The sequence below is a fragment of the Micromonospora sp. URMC 106 genome (assembly GCF_051386395.1).
Lineage (GTDB): Bacteria > Actinomycetota > Actinomycetes > Mycobacteriales > Micromonosporaceae > Micromonospora.
On the sequence record NZ_JBPQTP010000044.1, the window covers coordinates 21,142 to 37,486 of the forward strand.

Consider the following 16,345-nt stretch of genomic DNA (forward strand, 5'->3'; position numbering starts at 1 on the left):
CGCAACGCAAGGGAACGGTTTCATGAGTGGATTCCTTTCGGTGACCGCCTACGTCCCCGATCGGGTCAGCACACTCGCCGTGGGGCTGGCAGGGGAGTTCTTCGGCGCTCCCTGCGGCCCCCGCACCCCCGGCTTCGACCTGGCATTCTGCGCGGACCGGCCCGGCGCGGTGCGGACCGATCTCGGGCTGTCCTTTCCCGTCGCGCACGACCTCGACCGCCTCGTCAAGGGCGAACTGATCCTGATCCTGCCCGGGGACCGCTTCCGGGACGAGCCCTCGCCGGAGGTCCTCGGCGCGATCCAGGACGCCCACGCCCGGGGCGCGATCATCGCCAGCAGCTGCGTCGGCTCCTTCCTCCTGGCGGCGACCGGCCTGCTGGACGGGTTGCGCGCCACCACGCACTGGCAGCACGCCGAGGAACTCGCCGCCCGGCATCCCGCCGTGACCGTGCTCCCCGACCCTCTCTTCGTCGACGAGGGCCAGCTCGTCACGGGCGCGGGCTCGGGCGCCACCCCGGACATGTACCTGCACCTGCTGCGGCGGGAGCACGGAATCTCCGTCGCCAACGCCTTCGGCCGCGAGATCGTCATGCCGCCGCCGCGCACCGGCGGCCAGGCGCAGTACACGGAGGCGCCGTTGCCGGTCAGCCGGGACGACGAGCGCCTGGCCGAGGTGCTCGCCTGGGCGGCGGAGAACCTGCACCGGCTCGTCCCGGTCGAGGAACTCGCCGCCCGCGCGGTCATGAGCCGGCGCACCTTCCTGCGCCGGGTCAAGGCGGCGACCGGGACGACACCGCACGCCTGGCTGCTTCAGCAGCGCCTTGCCCGGGCCGAGGAACTCCTCGAAGGGACCGCCCTGCCGTTGGACGAGATCGCGCGCCGCGTCGGTTACGCCAACTCCGCCGTGCTGCGCGGGCAGTTCGTGAAGCGGCGCGGCATCCCGCCCCGCGCCTACCGGCGGGCCTTCGGCGCCCGTGGCGCGGCGGCGCGGACGTCCACGACCTGTGCGGCGGGACGCTGCGACAGCACGACGACGGGTGCCGCCGCGCGTGGCGTCGGCGGGTCGTCGCGCCGTGCCCGCTGAGTCGGCCGGTGCACCGACCGGACGGCCGTCATCGATAGGATCTGCTTCCGGTGCTGTCCATCGGGGGTGAGGGCATGGGTGACCGGGCCACCGACGGCTTCCCGTCCGGGGCGCTTCCGGGCGGCCCCGGCCCGCTCAGGCCGCCCACGGCGGGCGGCTTCGACGCCCTCTGGGTCGGCGGGCTGGTCCTCGCGGCCACGGGTGGTGCACTCGCGCTGGCCGGCCTCACGCTGCCGTGGGCAACCGTCACGCCGGCTTCGAGGGGCGGCTCCGGACACGTCGCCCAGCTCTCCGACCTCCATCCCTTCGCGGCGCCGATGGCGGCTCTCGTGCTGATCGTCGTCGGAGTCGGCGTCGCGCTCAGTTTCGGGTCGGTCGGCCGGCTGTCGTCGTACCTCTGGTTTCCCTACTCGACGGTCGCGGCCGCCGGGGCGGTGGCCGCTCTCCTCCTGACCGTCCACCTCGTCGAGGGAACGACCCTCCTCGTGCGGGAGCCGGTCACCCACCTGCCGGAGCGAGTGACCGTGGGCGGCGTGTTCCCGTCGACGGGCTGCCTGCTCTACGTGGTGGGCCTGAGCCTGGTGGCGGGCGGGCTGGGCGGTTCCAGCCGGTCGCGACAGGACCTCGAGCTTCTCGACATTCCCGCCGGCGTCGGCCGGATGCTCCGGCGGGCGCGCGGAGTCGCCTTCCCGGCCAGCGTCGTGCTCGCTGTCGTCGGAGCGGTCGCCGCCGCGGTGACGCCCTGGTACCGGTTCGTGCCGGCGCTCGACGGCTCGACCGACCTCGACCCGCTCGGCCCCGATCGCGGCGACGTCCAGCTGTGGATCGCCGCCTACCGCGCCGGTCTGGTCGCCTGCCTGGTGTTCACCGTGCTCGCGCTGCTCGCGCCCGCCGCGGCACGATGGCTGCGGCGTACCGGGTTGACCGTGGCGGCCGCGGTCACCGTGGGCCTGATGTTGGGCTACCTGTTGCTGTGGCGACCGCTGCACCTGACGCCTTTCCAGGCCGGCCACGGCCACGCCGCCCTTGCGCCGGGGGTCGGTCACGGGCTCGGCATCCTGACGATGGTCGCCGTCGCGCTCAGCCTCGCCCTCATGCCCATCCGCCCGTCCCGAGCCGACCAGCCGGTCGCGGCTCAGCCCGCGCCCACCGGGAACGCGGCGCCCGGAGCCGGCATACCGAACGACGTCCTCGTGGCCGCCCTGCTGGCGGCGGCCGCGGCCCTCTCCGCCACCTCGGACCCGCCGACCGACGCGGACCTGCCGGCGGCGGAGCCGCCCACCCCCGAACGGGGGCCGCGATGAGCAGATCGCGATCCGGTACCCGCCGCAACCGGCGCCCGGGCCGGGCAGCCGCAGCCCCGGAACCGACGACGCAACCGACGGGCGAGGACGAGAAGGCAACGGGCTGGGCGCAGTTGTCCCGGGGCACCAAGGCCCTGGCCGCGCTGGTGGCGACGACCGCCATCGCCACCGTCGTCCCCGGTGTGATCCCGTACGTCTCCGATCGCGTGCTGGACGTGTTCGGCGCGCCGCTGGTCCAGGTCGACACCGAGATCCTGCCCTCGGGAAGCGGTGTCTACCTGGCTGCCGCCGAGGCGGTCGCCGCGGAGCCGCCGGAACCGCTGCGGGACCCCCGGTTCGTGCCGGCCGGGCACTCCCGGACGAAGCTCACCCTGGAGGGCCGGCGCAGCGCCGGCATCGCGGTCGTCGACATGACGGTGGAGGTCGTGGCACGCGATCCGGTGCGGACCGGCACCCTGTTCGCCATACCGCCGCAGGGGGAGGCGGAGAACGGCGCGATGGAGGTGAACCTCGACGCGGCGATCCCGGTGGCGACGGCGGCCGGGAGCGGCACGCCCTACTTCGCCGCCAAGCGCGTCACGCTGGCCCGGGGCGAGGTCTGGGTGGGCGCCGTGCTGTCGCGGGCCACCCGCTGCGAGTGCGCCTGGCGCCTGCGCCTGAAGCTGCGGTACCGGGGGAACCAGCACGAGGTGGTCGTCCCGCCGGCCGGCCGCGCGCCGTTCCGGATGACCGGGTTCGCCGGCGAGCCCGGCGACTACGCGGTGCAGTACGTCTGGAACCCTGACGGCATCGCCCGCCTCGACTGTGCCGTCGACCGGAAGGCCTGTGCCGCCACGGACCTTCCCCCCGCCGGGCGGCGATAGGGCCGGATCACTCCTGTCGCCCCGGCCCGGCGCGGACGGCGCTTCCGGCCGGACGATCAGGTGCGCCGCGTACCGGCGGACGACCCGACGTGAGGCGCGGTGTCCTCGGCGTGGCTCGGCGCCCGCAACGGGCATCCCGTGTCGACGCGGGCAGCGAGTTCGGCCCGCAGGGCGGCGAGTTCGGCCATCCGGGCGTCGATGACACTGATCTTCTCCCGGAAGAGCGCCGACAGGGCCGCCGCCTCGTCGGGCGCGTCGCGCAGTTGCTCGCGGTTCCGCGATATCTCCGCCAGTGAGAAGCCGAGCGCCTGCGCGGTGCGGACGTAGTGCAGCCACGCCACCGTCTCGGGTGGGAAGTCGCGGTACCCGTTGGGCAGCCGGCGACCCGCGACGAGGCCGACCTTCTCGTAGAACCGGATGGTGTCCGTGCTCGTACCCGCTTGCGCGGCCAGTTCCCCGATACGCATGACGCTCCGCCGGCTCGTGGACTTGACCTTGGAGCGTACTCCAAGGTTTACCGTCGGGCGTCCCGCAGCCAGACCAACAGGAGCCTCGCCGTGACCGGTAAATTCGCCCCCTCCCGCCCCGCCTACCTTCGCCTCGTTCGCGCGAGCGCCTGGTACGACCTCGTGGTGACGGCGGGCTTCGCGACGCCGTGGACGTACGCGCTGCTGCACGGCGCGCTGTCGCGGCTGGGCAGCGCGCTCGGGCTGGGCGTCCTGCCCGCCCTCGATCCGATCCAGACCCTGTACGCGAACCTGATGGGGTCGGTCGTCGTCGTATGGGCCGTCCTGCGCGTCGTTCGGGTGCAGCCTTCGTACGGGCTGTTCGACGGCGTCGCCCGCACCCTGTTCGCGGCGTGGCAGGCGTACGCGCTGGCCCACGGTGCCTTCCGGCTGCTGTGGCTGTTCCTCGCCGTCGAGGTGACGTTCGGCCTCGTCCAGCTCCTGCCGTGGTGGGGGAGTTGGCGCACCGCCGCGTCCGGTCAGCTCAGCAGCCCCGCCGCTCGCCGCTGACCGGAGGGGACGATGAGCGAAGCTCGATCCAGTACCGCCGTACGGCGCCGAGTTCGGTGTCCCGGACGTCCTCGAGGACACCGCCGTGGTGCTCGATCGTTCTCGCCGAGGCGACGTTGTCCACCTCGCAGGTGACCAGCACCCGGGCCAGGCCGAGCGCCCGTGCCTCGCCGAGCATCCGGCCCAGCGCCCAGGTGGCCAGGCCCCGCCGGCGTGCGGACGGCCGGACGCCGTAGCCGATGTGGCCGCCGATCCGCAGCAGGAAGTCGTTGAGCCCGTGTCGCAGCGCGATCCCGCCGAGCACCCGGTCGCCGTCGACGATCCATCGGTAGGTGCAGTGCACCCGGTCGCCGCCCAGCGGCCTGGCCGGGTCCGACTCGCCCGCCAACCGGTCCACCCAGGCCGCGAACCCGGCGGGCGTGTCGACCTCGTCGGAGGGCAGCAGCCCGAAGCCGTCCTCGTGGACGCCGGGGCCCCAGTCGTCACGCGCTTCGCGCCAGGCGGCGTGTAGCCGGACGGTGGGCGCGACCAGTTCGGGCATGCGGTGACGATAGCGCTCCACGCGCGTCGGGCCGCCCACCGCCCGAACCGCTGCCCGGGCGGTGGGCGGCCGGCGGGCGCCGGACGACCCACCGCTCGGCAGGACCGGGTACTGCCCGTCGCGGGGGCTCAGGCGACCAGGCGCTGCTCGGCCAGTTCGGTGAGCGTGACGGTGCACAGGCCGCCGCGTTCGGCCTTCACGCCGGTCACCCTGAGTTGTGTGCCGGGGGCAAGGATGAACTCCTCCTCGCCGGTGAACGCGGAGAACCCGCGGATGCCCACGGCCCGCGCGGGTAGCACCTCGAAGAGGGTCCGCTTGCCGCGGCGGCCGAGGAACGCCTGGGCGACGCTGAGTTTCGACGTGCACGAGGAGACGCCCCACCACGTCACGGTCCGGCCCAGCGGGTACTGCGCCCGAAGGTCCAGCGACACCCCGCGCCACAGCGGCTCGGTGCGGGACGGGAGCCGCGACACCGCGGCGAACAGCAGTCGCAGGTACGGCAGGTACGGGACGATCCGGCTGCGGTCCGGGTCGCGCAGGGTGGCGTTGATCTGCCGGTAGAACGCCGACTCGCAGGTGTACAGGTAGAGGGCCGCGGCCTCGTCGGCGGGGAGGCTGTCGGCCGCGCCGTCCGCCTGCTTCTCGCCGAACCGGTGCGACTGCTCCACGTGCCAGTCGAGGCCCGACAGCAGCCCGGCCACCGGGGCGACGGCCGTACGGAAGTCCATGAGCGGGGTGTCGAACACGCCCGTGATCGCGGGCAGGACGAGCCCCTCGTCCTTGACGCTGGCGAGCCGTTCCAGATAGAGCTTGTGCAGTTCCATCGTGGAGGCGATGAACTCTCCCATGCGGTCGGCCGTCCCCGCGTCCGTGCCGGCGGCGTGCGCCGTCGACCTGCTCCACCCCTTGCTGGGCAGCCAGTCGATCTCGTCGGCGCCCAGCGTCCTCAGGGCCGCGTTCACGTCGGCGAAGTGGTTCCCGTCGCAGAAGATGTCGCCCTGGGCGGCGGGGTTCGGATGGTCGATGTGGCGGACCTCTACGCCGGGGTACTTCTTCTCGAGCCGTTGCACGACCTGCTTGAGGCTGCGGGCGTGCGCTCCCCACCACGCGAACACCACGCCCCGGTCCTCCTCGTCGGCGTGCTGCTTGGCCTTCAGGATCTCCTCGACCAGCGTCTCGACGACCGGTCGCCAGAACGCGGTGTGCCGGTCGGTGGCCATCGCCCCGTCACTGCTGGCGGTCAGCGCCGCGTTCAGGAGCAGCACGCCCTGGGTGAGCATCGCCTGGAACCACTCCGGCGGCTGTACCGTGTCGTGCTCCCGCAGCAGGGCACGGATGTCGGCGATCGGGGTCTTCTTGGGGATGCCGTACTTCCACATCGCCGCCGCCTTGATGATGCAGCGGATGCTCACCACCCGGCCGAACTGGCTGTCCTTCCAGTCGTGGAAGGTGTTGTCGAACATGGCGATGCCGGTGGCGCTCTCGGGCCGTGGGTACGGGTTCTGGCCGAAGACGACGACCTTCCACTTGTGCGGGGGGTTGGGCTTGAGCGCCTGGAAGGTCAGTTCCCGGACGGGTACGACCTGCGCGCTGCGGCCGGGGCCGATGAACGTGGCCGCGTCGGGTTGCGCCTCGATGGCCGGCTTCAACAGCGGCAGCCACGGCGCGCCGCCGCCGGTGAAGAGGTCGGCGAGGGCGAGCGGGTCGCTCGGGTCGGGCGGAGTGGGGGCGGTGGTGTCGCTCATCGCGGGCTCCCGGAGTGGCGGACCGTGCCGGTCCGACGGCACGGGTGATCAAGGTGGGGGCATTGTGCCGCCGAGGGGTGACAGGCACGACACCGATGTCGGTGGGTGGCGATAGCTTGATCCACGTCGGAGAGACCCATCCCCATCCGGAGTGAGCCATGACCGTCGACCGCGAGAAGCCGCTGCTCAAGGTAGTGCTGACAGACGTCAACGCGAAGGTGGTGCAGGCGTGGCGGGCGGCCTTCGCCGACACCCCCGAGGTCGAGATCCACAAGGGCTCGATCCTGACCCGCGAGGTCGACGCCTGGGTCAGCCCGACCAACTCCCGGGGCCGGATGGACGGCGGTGTCGACGCGGCCATCAAGCGGCACCTCGGAGCGGGGATCCAGCTGCGCGTCCAGCGGGCGATCCGCGACCAGTTCGGGGGGACACTGCCGGTGGGCAGCGCGGTCTGCGTGCCGTCCGGCGCGACCAATCCGAAGTCCCTGATCTCGACGCCGACGATGGAGCACTCGGTGCAGAACGTGAGCGAGACGCTGAACGTGGCGCTGGCGTGCGCCGCCGCGTTCCAGGCCATCCACGTGCAGAACGAGAGGGCGCCGGGCAGCATCACGTCGGTGGCGCTGGTCGGCATGGGCGCGGCGACGGGCCGGGTGCCGGCTCGGGTCTGCGCCAACCTGATGTGGACCGGCTACACGCTCTTCAACGACTACTACTTCCGCGACTACGACGACCTGCGGAAGACCGTCTGCGAGCAGCTCGACGACATCGACAGCCGCCCCGAGGAGGAGCGGGTGCGGGTGACGGCCCCCACGCGGCCGGGCTCCCGCCGCTGATCGGCGCTCGACCGCCGGCCAGCCCGAGGCGGTGGCCGGGGACGGGTCGTCGGCACCGGTGGGACGCGCCGGCCGGAAAGCGGTGGCTTCCGTGTCGGGAGACGGCCACCGTCCTCGGGCCGGCGCGCGGCCGCCGTCAGAGCCGGGTCATGGTCGAGGGATAACCGCCCCCGCCGGGGTAGACCCACTCGCCGGTGACCGTGGTGCCGTCGGCGCTGAACGTGCCCCGGTAGTAGGCCGGGCTGCCCTTCGCGCCGCCCCAGATCGTCAACGTGTCGCCGACCAGTTCGTAGACGTAGTCGAGGGTGTTGCCGGTCGAGTCGTAGAACCGCGACACCACGTCCGCGCCGACCGGTTCGCCGAACGGGCGCAGGTTCCCGATCACCTCCAGGCCGGTGACGGGCTGGCCGAACTGGGTGAGCGCGACCCGCTGGAGCAGGAAGAACCCGCCTTCCATCCACTCGTACGTCACGGTTCCCTCGGCGCCGCCGGTGACCGCCCAGGTGCCGACCAGGCGGTCCAGGGCCTTGAGCTCGGCGCTCGGCTGCTGAGTCTCGGACATCGCTTCCTCCTTGGTGGGTGCTTGCCGCTACCTCGGAGCCGACCCCCGGTTCTCGACAACCGCCATCTGTGACGGCGGTCACTGCCGAGCGGTGTCGAAGCCTGCGCACCGGCTCCGAGGTAGCGGCGGTAACCCGCTCAGAGGAGGAAGTCATGGCCACCCCCGCCGTCCCCGCCGTCCGCCCCCCGGTCGACCGCCTGCTCCTCGCCGGGGCCCTCGCCGGCCCGGTCTTCGTCACCTCGGCCGTCGCCCAGATGCTCACCCGGGAGGGCTTCGACATCACCAGGCACCCGATCAGCCAGCTCGCCACCGGCCACCTCGGCTGGATCCAGATCGCGACGTTCGTACTCGCCGGACTCGGCGCCACGGCGCTGGCCGCCGGCATCCGGCGAACGCTGACCGTCGGCGTCGGTCGGCGGGCACTGCCGATCCTCGTCGGGACCTTCGGTGTCGGGTTGGTCGCCGCCGGGACGTTCCCGATGGATCCCGAGCACGGCTTCCCGGCCGGCACCCCCGACGCGCCGGTCACTCAGATGTCCTGGCACAGCGTCGCGCACTCGACCGCCGCAGCCGTCGCCTTCACGGCGCTGGCCGTCGCCGCCGTCGTGCTGGCCGTCCGGTGCGTCCGCCACCGCAGCGTGCTGCCGGCAGTGGCGCACGGCGCCGTGGCGCTCGTCCTCCTCACGCCCGTGTCGCCGGATCACACGAGCATCCAGATCGCCGTGAACGGCCTGGTCGCGTTCTCCTGGACGACCGTTCTCGCGCTGTCGCTGCGCCGCTTCGCCTGACCCTGGCTACCGTCACCGGAGACGACCACGAAGAGGATGACCATGAAGTATCTGCTCCTCGGCTACACGCCGACCGCCGCGTGGGACGCCGCCGACACCCCGTCCGAGGAGGCGATGGCCGCCTTCGCCGCGTACCAGGAGTTCGAGCGGGAACTCGTCGGGACCGGAGAGTTCGTCAGCAGCGAGGGCCTCGGCCACCCGGCGGTCAGCACCACCGTCCGGCGTACCGGCGACGGCGTGGTCGCGACCGACGGACCGTTCGCCGAGCTCAAGGAGGTCCTGGCCAGCTTCGCCGTGATCGACGTGGCCAGCCACGAGCGGGCTGTCGAGATCGCCGCGCGCATCGTCGAGGTGCTGGGCGAGCCGATCGAGATCCGGCCGATCATGGGCGCGGACTTCACGGCATGACGCGGCGCGCCCACCGGCGTCCCGCACGGTCGGCGGGCCGCGCCGGCGCGGGAGAGGCGGGTCCGGCGTGACCGCGTACGTCGAGCACCTGCTGCGCACGGAGGCGCCACAGGTGCTCGGCGCGCTGGTGCGCCGGTTCGGTCGCTTCGACATCGCCGAGGACGCGGTGCAGGAGGCCCTGCTCACCGCGAGTCGGACGTGGCCGGTCGACGGCGTGCCGGAGGATCCGCGCGGCTGGCTGATCCGCGTCGGCTACCGCCGGATGGTCGACATGCTCCGCTCCGACCAGGCCCGCCGCCGCCGCGAGCAGGAAGCCGGAATGGCCGAGCTGGCCATGCGGGAACCGGCCCGCCGGCCGTCCGCCCCGCAGGAGGCCGACGACAGCCTGACCCTGCTGCTGCTCTGCTGCCACCCCGCGCTGAGCGCCACCTCCCAGGTGGCGCTGACGCTGCGCGCCGTGGGCGGCCTGACGACCGCCGAGATCGCGCACGCATACGGCGTGGCCGAAGCCACCATGGGTACCCGGATCAGTCGCGCCAAGCAGCAACTGGCCCGCGCCGGCGCCCGCTTCACCCCACCGACCGACGCCGACCGGGACAGTCGGATGACCGCCGTGACGCGCGTGCTGTACCTGATCTTCAACGAGGGTTACACGGCGTCGGCCGGCGACGAACTCGCCCGCCTCGACCTGACCCGTGAGGCGATCCGGCTGACGCGGATGCTCCACGACCGCGTGCCCGACGACGCCGAGGTGACCGGCCTGCTCGCGCTGATGCTGCTCACCGAGTCGCGGCGGACCGCCCGCACCGGCGGCGACGACGAGTTGGTGCCGTTGGACGAGCAGGACCGGTCTCGCTGGGATGCCGCCCTGATCCGCGAGGGCACCGAGCTGATCGACGGCGTCTGGAGCCGGCGGGAGGTGGGCCCGTACCAGTTGCAGGCGGCGATCGCGGCCGTGCACGCCGCGGCAGCGTCGCCGGAGCGGACGGACTGGCCGCAGATCGCGGCGCTGTACCTGTGGCTGGAACGGCTCGCCCCCTCCGCGCCGGTGCGGCTGAGCCGGGTGGTGGCGGTGGCCCGGGCGTACGGGCCGACCCGAGGGCTGGCGCTGCTCGACGACCTGAACCGGCGCTTCCTGCTCGACCGGGAGCCACTGACCCGGCAACGGGAACGCGCGGTGCGCGCCCACCTGCTCCAGGAGACCGGCGACGCGGCCGGTGCGGCGACGCTCTACCGTCAGGCGGCGGCCCTGACGGAGAACCAGGTCGAGCGGCGGTACCTGCTGGGGCGGGCCGACCGCCTCGGCTGACGACACCAGCCACCGGGCGGTGGCCCCGCTCAAGCCGCCCGGCAGCCGAGACGCGGGCCGCCACCCCGGCCGAAACGCGGGCCGCCATCCGGGTGGGACGCGGGCCGCCATCCCGGGTCGTCCGCCAGCGGACGCCTTGCGGGAATCTGCCATGCTCTGGACGGTGACGACCGGCCAGCCGACCACCCCCCGCAGCCACCGCCGCGCCCCCCGCCGCATTCGAAGGGCCGTCCTGATCGGCGTGGTCGCGGCCGTGCTCGCCGCCGTCGTCTACGTCGCCGCCGTGGTCGTCGTGCCGCTGCTGCGCCCGGCGGGCCCGCGCCCGCTCTTCCAGCTTCCCGTCGCCTGCGGCGAGACCTGGCAGCTCGGCACCTATCCCGGCCACGACGACTACGACGTCGACCTCTTCCCCACCGAGGGCGAGGCGTGGGGGCGGCCGGTGCTCGCGTCCTACGCCGGCACCGTCACGGTGGCGGGGATCAACGGGTCGCTGGGCGGCCGCACACCGGAGAACCCCAACGGCCCGCGCGGTCGCGGCGGCGGCTACTGGGTGAAGATCGACCACGGCGGCAAGTGGGAGACGCAGTACCTCCACCTGCTCGAACCGCCGCTGGTCCGGGTCGGTCAACGGGTCGCCCAGGGCGAGCAGATCGGGCGGCTCGGCAGCACCGGCAACTCCGGCGCGCCGCACCTGCACTACGAGCAGCGCCGGGGTTGGGAGAAGGTCGAGAGCTACTTCGACGGCGTCCCGTCGGGCATCACCCACGACGACACCGAATACACGGTCAGGCGTACGAGCAACAACTGCGCGAGCGGGCAACGGTAGCTGTCGGGGCGACGCCGGGTCGGGTGTGCTCGCGCGACCACGTCCACAGCGCGTCGAGCCGGCCGTGGGCCGGCGGCGGGGGCAGGGCGCGCAGCAGTTCCGCGTCGGTGGCGGGTCGGGCGGCCAGCGCGACCCGCCGCAGCAGCTAGCGGCTCACCGAGAGGCCACCGGTGGCGCGGTGCTGAGCGACCCGACCCAACCGGCCGTGGCCGCTTCGTAGACTCGGGGTCATGCCGCGGATCGTCCAGTTGCTGGCCTCGCCGGTGCATCGCTACGTCGGCCGGCCCGCGGACGGCCCGGCGCCGGCGCCGCCCGGCGAACTGGTCGAGGAGGTCCGGGTCCGGGCGGGCCTGGGCATCGTCGGCGACCGGTACTTCGGGAAGCCGGCGCACCGGGAGGCGAGCGTCACCGTGATCGCGCGGGAGTCGTTGCCGCCCGGCGTCGACCTGGCGCAGGTCAGGCGGAACGTCCTCACCGCCGGCATCGCCGTCGACGAACTGGTCGGGACGGTGCTGACCCTGGACTCGGGGGAGGGCCCGGTCAGCCTGCGGGTCAACCGCCCGGCGCATCCCTGCGCCTGGATGGACGTCACCGTCGGCCCCGGCGCGTGGAAGGCGCTGCGCGGCAGGGGCGGCGTCCGCTGCACGCCGCTGAACGACGGCATCCTGCGCGTCGGCCCGGTCGACGTCGCGGTCGGGCGGTAGCCGGGCCGCCCTCCGTCCCTCGACCGACCGCTCGCGGGCTGCCGCACCAGCGTCCCGGCGGCGGTGCGCGTGGGTGCGAGGCTGCCTCTACGATTCGCCGTATGGCTTTGCTGCACCGGGCGGAACTGCACCCGACCAAACTCGACCTCCTGGCGGCGTGGCTGCCCGGCCGCCCATGGTTCCGGGGGACGCCCGGCGCGGACGTCGTCCGCGTGGCGGCCTACCGGTTCGACGACCCGGCCGGCGAGGTCGGCATCGAGACGATGCTCGTCACGGTCGGCGACGGGCCGGTCCACCAGGTTCCGCTGACGTACCGGGGCGCGCCCCTCGACGGCGGCGACGAGTGGCTGGTCGGCACTGCCGAGCACTCGGTGCTCGGCCGGCGCTGGGTGTATGACGCGTGCGGCGACCCCGTCTACGCCGCGGCGCTGGCGAGCGCCGTGCTCGCCGGCACCGGCCAGGCGGAGGAGTTCATCGAGATCGACGGCCGGCTGGAACGCCGCGAGCCGAGCATGACCGTCACCACCAGCGGCCCCGCCCAGTCCGAGCCCCCCGCCGTGGGCGCGGTGCGTCAGGTGGTGCAGGACGACCCGACGCTCATCGTCACGGACGCCGCCGAACTGGTCGTCGTCCGTCGCCTCGACGGCGGGAGCCGGCCGGCAGGCGCCACGCTGACCGGCGCCTGGGACGGTCAGCCGACTCCGCTGCCGCTGGCGTACGCCCGGCCGGTCTGAGACCGCGCCCAGCCCGCGCCGCCGGTCGTCCGGTCGCGGAACGCGTCGGGCGCCGCCGTCACCGAGACCGCGGCGCACCTGGAGCTGCTGGCCGGGCGGGGGCACCTGGCCCGGGCCGACATCGACGGGTTGCGCTGCTACGCGTACGCCTGAAGTCGGCGGGCTGCGCATCGACCGCGAGGACGGGCACGGCCCGCCGTGCCACCACCACGGCGAGCGCACGGGCGGCCGTTAGGGCGCGACGCCGCGGCTGGCCCCGGAGCGCGGGGGCCGGCCGCGGCGTCGGTGCGGGCGGGTCAGCCCCAGATGGCCGTCGCCCACTCCGGGTGGTCGACGAACGGATTGCGGTTGCCCTGCCAGCGCTCGTAGATCCGCTGGTTGCGGCGCTTCTCGAAGGCGTCCGGCGGGTCGAGCTGATTCCACTGCAGCAGCACCGACATCCGGCCGTGGTACGGGGCGGTGCCGTTGTTGACCAACTGGTTCATCTCCAGGTCGGGCCAGCCGTCGGCGCCCTCGTACCGGATCGCCATGTACATGATCATGCGGGCCACGTCGCCCTTGACCGCGTTGCGCGGCTCCCACGAGTCGGCGTCGGTGTAGCAGCCCGGCGCCTCCCCGACGGGGCTGCCGCCGTTGTCGAAGTCCTTGTTGCCGCGCGTCGCGTTCACCGACACGTCGGTCGGCCGCAGGTGGTGGACGTCGGTCCCGGGGCCGGTGGCGGTGCCGAAGTCGCCGTGCGACTTGGCCCAGACGTGCTCGCGGTTCCAGTCGTCGACGCCGCTGCCGTTGCTGGTCTTGCTCTGCGACCGGCCGGTGTAGAGCAGGATGACGTTGTTGGCGTTCGCCGGGTCCTGGTCGGTGTCCCGCAGCGCCTCCCACGCCTGGTCGTAGGAGAGCCTGGTGTGCACCTTGATGATCGAGTGCAGCGAACTGCGCAGCGCCGGGCCGGTCTTGCCGATCGCGCTGGCGTAGTAGGTGGCGTCGTACCCGCCGCCGGGCGCGGTGCCGGTCGGGCCCGGCGTCGGCGACTGGCTCGGCGACGGCGCGCTGCCGCCGAGGCTCATCGCCGTCGGGTTCTTCAGGCCGCCGTGGCTGAAGTAGGCGGTCAGGGTGCCGGTGGCGGTGATCCGCTGCCCGCGCAGACCCGGGTTGGTGAGCAGCCCGAAGGTGCTCCGGTACGCGGCGGTGACCTGGACGTAGAGCATCCTGCCCGTGCTGGTCTCGGCCGCCGCGTCGGCGATCGCGATCGCGGTGTCCGACGTGAAGCCCGACCTGAGCACCGTCGTGCTGCTGGTCGGTTGGCCGATCACGTAGCCGGTCACGGTCGCCGTCCGGCCGTCCTGCGCGGCGAGCGCCTGGGCCACGGTCAGCGTGGTGGCGGCCGACGCCACCGCCGTCGTCACCAGCACGGGTGCCACCAGCGCGACGGCCAGCGCGAACGCCAGCGCGAGCCTGCTGGGCCCCGAGCGGGTACTGCTCATCGTATTCATGGACAGCGATGCTAATGGGGTGCGGGTGAACGCCGGGACAGCGGGAGCGCAACATTTCGGTGCGCCCCCGCCGCGCCCGCCGTGCCGGTCAGTGCCGCGCCGGGCCGGCGCGCAGGTAGGTGAGGGCCGCCAGCACCCGGCGGTTGGTGTCGTCGCTGGGCAGCAGGCCGAGCTTGGTCAGGATGTTGCCGACGTGCTTGCCGATCGCCGCCTCGGTGACGTGCAGCTTCGCGGCGATCGACGCGTTGGAGCGGCCCTCGGCGAGCAGCATCAGGACCTCCCGCTCGCGGGCGGAGAGGGCCGCGAGCGGGTCGCGCGGGCGGTGCAGCAGCCGTCGTACGACGTCGGGGTCCACGACCGTGCCGCCGGCGGCGACGGTGCGCAGGTGCTCCACGAACTCGGCGACCTCGGCGACGCGGTCCTTGAGCAGGTAGCCGACGCCCCGGCCGTCGCCGCTGTCGAGGAGCGCGGAGGCGTACTCGGCCTGCACGTGCTGGCTCAGCACCATGACCGCGAGCCGGGGGCGTTCGGCGCGCAGGGCGACGGCCGCGCGGAGACCGTCGTCGCGCAGGCCCGGCGGCATCCGGATGTCGGTCACCACCAGATCCGGCTCGTGCGCCCGGACCGCGTCCCGCAGCGCCGGCGCCGAGCCGACGGTGGCGACCACCTCGAAGCCGAACCGGGTCAGCAGGGCGACCAGGCCCTCGCGCAGGAGGACCTCGTCTTCGGCGAGCACGACCCGCGTCACGGGCGGCACGGCAGCTCCACGCGTACGAGGGTAGGGCCGCCGGGCGGACTGGCGAGCAGCAGCCGCCCGTCGGCCGCGGCGACCCGGTCGGCGAGGCCGGTCAGGCCGGTGCCGCACGCCGGGTCGGCGCCGCCGTGCCCGTCGTCGGAGACCTCCACCACGAGATCATCGTCGGCCCGGGTGAGCCGGACCTCGGCCCGGCTCGCGCCGGCGTGCCGGAGGACGTTGTTCAGCGACTCGGACACCACGTAGTAGGCGGTGCTCTCGGTGAGTTCGGGCAGCGGCTGCCCGATCTCCGCGTGGACCGTCACCGGGATGGTGGCCTCGTCGGCCAGCTCCCGGACCGCGCCGGCCAGGCCGAGGTCGGTGAGGCTCTGCGGGCGGATGCCGTGCACGATCTGCCGGAGCACACCCATCAGGCCCTTGGCCTGGTCGTGCGCCACGGCGAGCGGCCGGGCGGCGGGGGAGTCCTCCGGCACGTCCAGCCGGGCCAGGCCCAACTGGAGGGTGAGGCTGGTCAGCCGGGGCTGCGCGCCGTCGTGCATGTCCCGCTCGATGCGGCGGCGTTCGGCCTCGTACGCGTCGACCAGCCGGGCCCGCGAGCGGGTGACCTCCCGCAGCGCCGCGCCCTCGGCCGGCCCACCGAGCAGCCAGCGGGCGACCGCCGCCTGGACCGCCGCGAGGGCCCCCAACGCGTACCAGAGCACGGGGACGAGCAGGACCCCGACGACCGCGTACGGTGCGGCCTCGCCGGGCGTGTCGACGGTGGTCCAGACCACGATGACCTCGTCGGCGTCGCCGGCCAGCCAGGGGCTGGCCACCAGCGTGAGGTCGAGCAGCGCGAGCAGCGCGAACACCCAGTACAGCAGCGGCACCAGGCTGCCCAGCCAGAACGCGTGGGCGACCTCCCGCCACGCGGCGGCGGTGGTGTAGCGCGCGGCCAGCCCCCGCCAGCGGTGCGCGGGCAGCGGGCGCGGGTCCACGATGCCGAGGCGCTGCCGCTCGACCGCGGTCACCGCGATGCTCACGACCGGGGCGGCCGCCAGCATCATCAGCGCGCCGACGGTCAGGAACAGCACGAGGGGAAGCTCGACCTGGCGGCCCTGCCGCACGGCGTTGACGGCCGCCAACAGGGGTGCCCCGACGACGAGCAACCCGACGGAGAGCACGCCGGCGACCGGCACGGTGGTGACCACGTACGCGAGCGCGCGCCACGACCACGGGGAGAGCAGGTAGCCGGGCCGGCGCAGGGCCTCCGCCAGGTGCGGAGGGGAGGCTGTCGTCATGCCGCAGACGCTAATCGGGGCGCGGTGGCCGACCCAGCCGTCTGGGCGTAGTCCCCGGGTATGCCCAGCACTACCGGCGGCGCCGCGCACGGGCCGTCCGC

18 protein-coding genes are annotated in these 16,345 nt (G+C 73.8%); 11 read left to right on the forward strand and 7 right to left on the reverse strand.

Annotation, left to right across the window (positions count from 1 at the left end; genetic code table 11):
• Positions 1 to 22 precede the first annotated feature (22 nt).
• From ACSNOB_RS15900 to ACSNOB_RS15910, 3 genes are read left to right on the forward strand one after another with little or no spacing between them, the layout of a single operon-like run.
• Positions 23 to 1,084, forward strand: coding sequence for a GlxA family transcriptional regulator (locus tag ACSNOB_RS15900; RefSeq protein WP_436687336.1), 1,062 nt, complete (start codon positions 23 to 25; stop codon positions 1,082 to 1,084).
• 50 nt (positions 1,085 to 1,134) lie between these two features.
• On the forward strand, positions 1,135 to 2,388 hold the full coding sequence (locus ACSNOB_RS15905) for a hypothetical protein (protein WP_436687337.1): 1,254 nt from the start codon (positions 1,135 to 1,137) through the stop codon (positions 2,386 to 2,388).
• Positions 2,385 to 3,251, forward strand: a complete 867-nt coding sequence (locus ACSNOB_RS15910; RefSeq protein ID WP_436687338.1) for a hypothetical protein — start codon at positions 2,385 to 2,387, stop codon at positions 3,249 to 3,251. Before ACSNOB_RS15905 ends, ACSNOB_RS15910 begins: the two co-directional genes overlap by 4 nt.
• Before the next feature lie 56 nt (positions 3,252 to 3,307).
• Here ACSNOB_RS15910 and ACSNOB_RS15915 read toward each other — a convergent pair whose 3' ends face one another.
• The gene (locus ACSNOB_RS15915) at positions 3,308 to 3,718 is read right to left on the reverse strand and encodes a MerR family transcriptional regulator (RefSeq protein WP_436687339.1); all 411 of its coding nucleotides are present in this window, start codon (positions 3,716 to 3,718) and stop codon (positions 3,308 to 3,310) included.
• 90 nt (positions 3,719 to 3,808) lie between these two features.
• Here ACSNOB_RS15915 and ACSNOB_RS15920 point away from each other — a divergent pair, with 90 nt between their 5' ends.
• Positions 3,809 to 4,267: a hypothetical protein gene (locus ACSNOB_RS15920; protein ID WP_436687340.1), complete on the forward strand. Its 459-nt coding sequence runs from the start codon at positions 3,809 to 3,811 to the stop codon at positions 4,265 to 4,267.
• On the opposite strand, the gene ACSNOB_RS15925 is transcribed toward ACSNOB_RS15920, so the two are convergent.
• Both ACSNOB_RS15925 and ACSNOB_RS15930 read right to left on the reverse strand, forming a co-directional pair.
• A complete protein-coding gene (locus ACSNOB_RS15925) occupies positions 4,242 to 4,808 on the reverse strand; it encodes a GNAT family N-acetyltransferase (RefSeq protein WP_436687341.1) in 567 nt (188 codons plus the stop codon). The two genes, ACSNOB_RS15920 and ACSNOB_RS15925, sit on opposite strands and share 26 nt — an antisense overlap.
• Before the next feature lie 128 nt (positions 4,809 to 4,936).
• Positions 4,937 to 6,553, reverse strand: coding sequence for an ADP-ribosyltransferase domain-containing protein (locus ACSNOB_RS15930; protein ID WP_436687342.1), 1,617 nt, complete (start codon positions 6,551 to 6,553; stop codon positions 4,937 to 4,939).
• A 158-nt stretch (positions 6,554 to 6,711) separates the two neighbouring features.
• Between ACSNOB_RS15930 and ACSNOB_RS15935 the strand changes: the two genes are divergently transcribed.
• A complete protein-coding gene (locus ACSNOB_RS15935) occupies positions 6,712 to 7,389 on the forward strand; it encodes a macro domain-containing protein (protein WP_436687343.1) in 678 nt (225 codons plus the stop codon).
• 136 nt (positions 7,390 to 7,525) lie between these two features.
• On the opposite strand, the gene ACSNOB_RS15940 is transcribed toward ACSNOB_RS15935, so the two are convergent.
• On the reverse strand, positions 7,526 to 7,951 hold the full coding sequence (locus ACSNOB_RS15940) for a hypothetical protein (RefSeq protein ID WP_436687344.1): 426 nt from the start codon (positions 7,949 to 7,951) through the stop codon (positions 7,526 to 7,528).
• Between the two features lie 152 nt (positions 7,952 to 8,103).
• On the opposite strand from ACSNOB_RS15940, the gene ACSNOB_RS15945 reads away from it, so the two are divergent.
• The 6 genes from ACSNOB_RS15945 to ACSNOB_RS15970 all read left to right on the forward strand — a co-directional run bounded on the left by ACSNOB_RS15945 (position 8,104) and on the right by ACSNOB_RS15970 (position 12,720).
• Entirely contained in the window at positions 8,104 to 8,739 is a 636-nt protein-coding gene (locus ACSNOB_RS15945; RefSeq protein WP_436687345.1) for a DUF998 domain-containing protein, read from the forward strand.
• 42 nt (positions 8,740 to 8,781) lie between these two features.
• A complete protein-coding gene (locus ACSNOB_RS15950) occupies positions 8,782 to 9,147 on the forward strand; it encodes a YciI family protein (protein WP_436687346.1) in 366 nt (121 codons plus the stop codon).
• 67 nt (positions 9,148 to 9,214) lie between these two features.
• Positions 9,215 to 10,456, forward strand: coding sequence for an RNA polymerase sigma factor (locus ACSNOB_RS15955; RefSeq protein ID WP_436687347.1), 1,242 nt, complete (start codon positions 9,215 to 9,217; stop codon positions 10,454 to 10,456).
• Between the two features lie 151 nt (positions 10,457 to 10,607).
• The gene (locus tag ACSNOB_RS15960) at positions 10,608 to 11,282 is read left to right on the forward strand and encodes a M23 family metallopeptidase (protein ID WP_436687348.1); all 675 of its coding nucleotides are present in this window, start codon (positions 10,608 to 10,610) and stop codon (positions 11,280 to 11,282) included.
• A gap of 230 nt (positions 11,283 to 11,512) precedes the next feature.
• Positions 11,513 to 11,986: a molybdenum cofactor biosysynthesis protein gene (locus ACSNOB_RS15965; protein WP_436687349.1), complete on the forward strand. Its 474-nt coding sequence runs from the start codon at positions 11,513 to 11,515 to the stop codon at positions 11,984 to 11,986.
• Positions 11,987 to 12,087: 101 nt separating this feature from the next.
• Positions 12,088 to 12,720: a CG0192-related protein gene (locus tag ACSNOB_RS15970; RefSeq protein WP_436687350.1), complete on the forward strand. Its 633-nt coding sequence runs from the start codon at positions 12,088 to 12,090 to the stop codon at positions 12,718 to 12,720.
• A 296-nt stretch (positions 12,721 to 13,016) separates the two neighbouring features.
• Here the strand turns inward: ACSNOB_RS15970 and ACSNOB_RS15975 are convergent, their stop codons facing one another.
• From ACSNOB_RS15975 to ACSNOB_RS15985, 3 genes are all read right to left on the reverse strand, one after another.
• Complete coding sequence (locus ACSNOB_RS15975) at positions 13,017 to 14,201, reverse strand: endonuclease (RefSeq protein ID WP_436687351.1); 1,185 nt, start codon at positions 14,199 to 14,201, stop codon at positions 13,017 to 13,019.
• Between the two features lie 97 nt (positions 14,202 to 14,298).
• On the reverse strand, positions 14,299 to 14,967 hold the full coding sequence (locus tag ACSNOB_RS15980) for a response regulator transcription factor (RefSeq protein ID WP_436687352.1): 669 nt from the start codon (positions 14,965 to 14,967) through the stop codon (positions 14,299 to 14,301).
• The gene (locus ACSNOB_RS15985) at positions 14,955 to 16,244 is read right to left on the reverse strand and encodes a sensor histidine kinase (protein WP_436687353.1); all 1,290 of its coding nucleotides are present in this window, start codon (positions 16,242 to 16,244) and stop codon (positions 14,955 to 14,957) included. The genes ACSNOB_RS15980 and ACSNOB_RS15985 overlap by 13 nt, the downstream gene beginning before the upstream one ends.
• Positions 16,245 to 16,345: the final 101 nt, after the last annotated feature.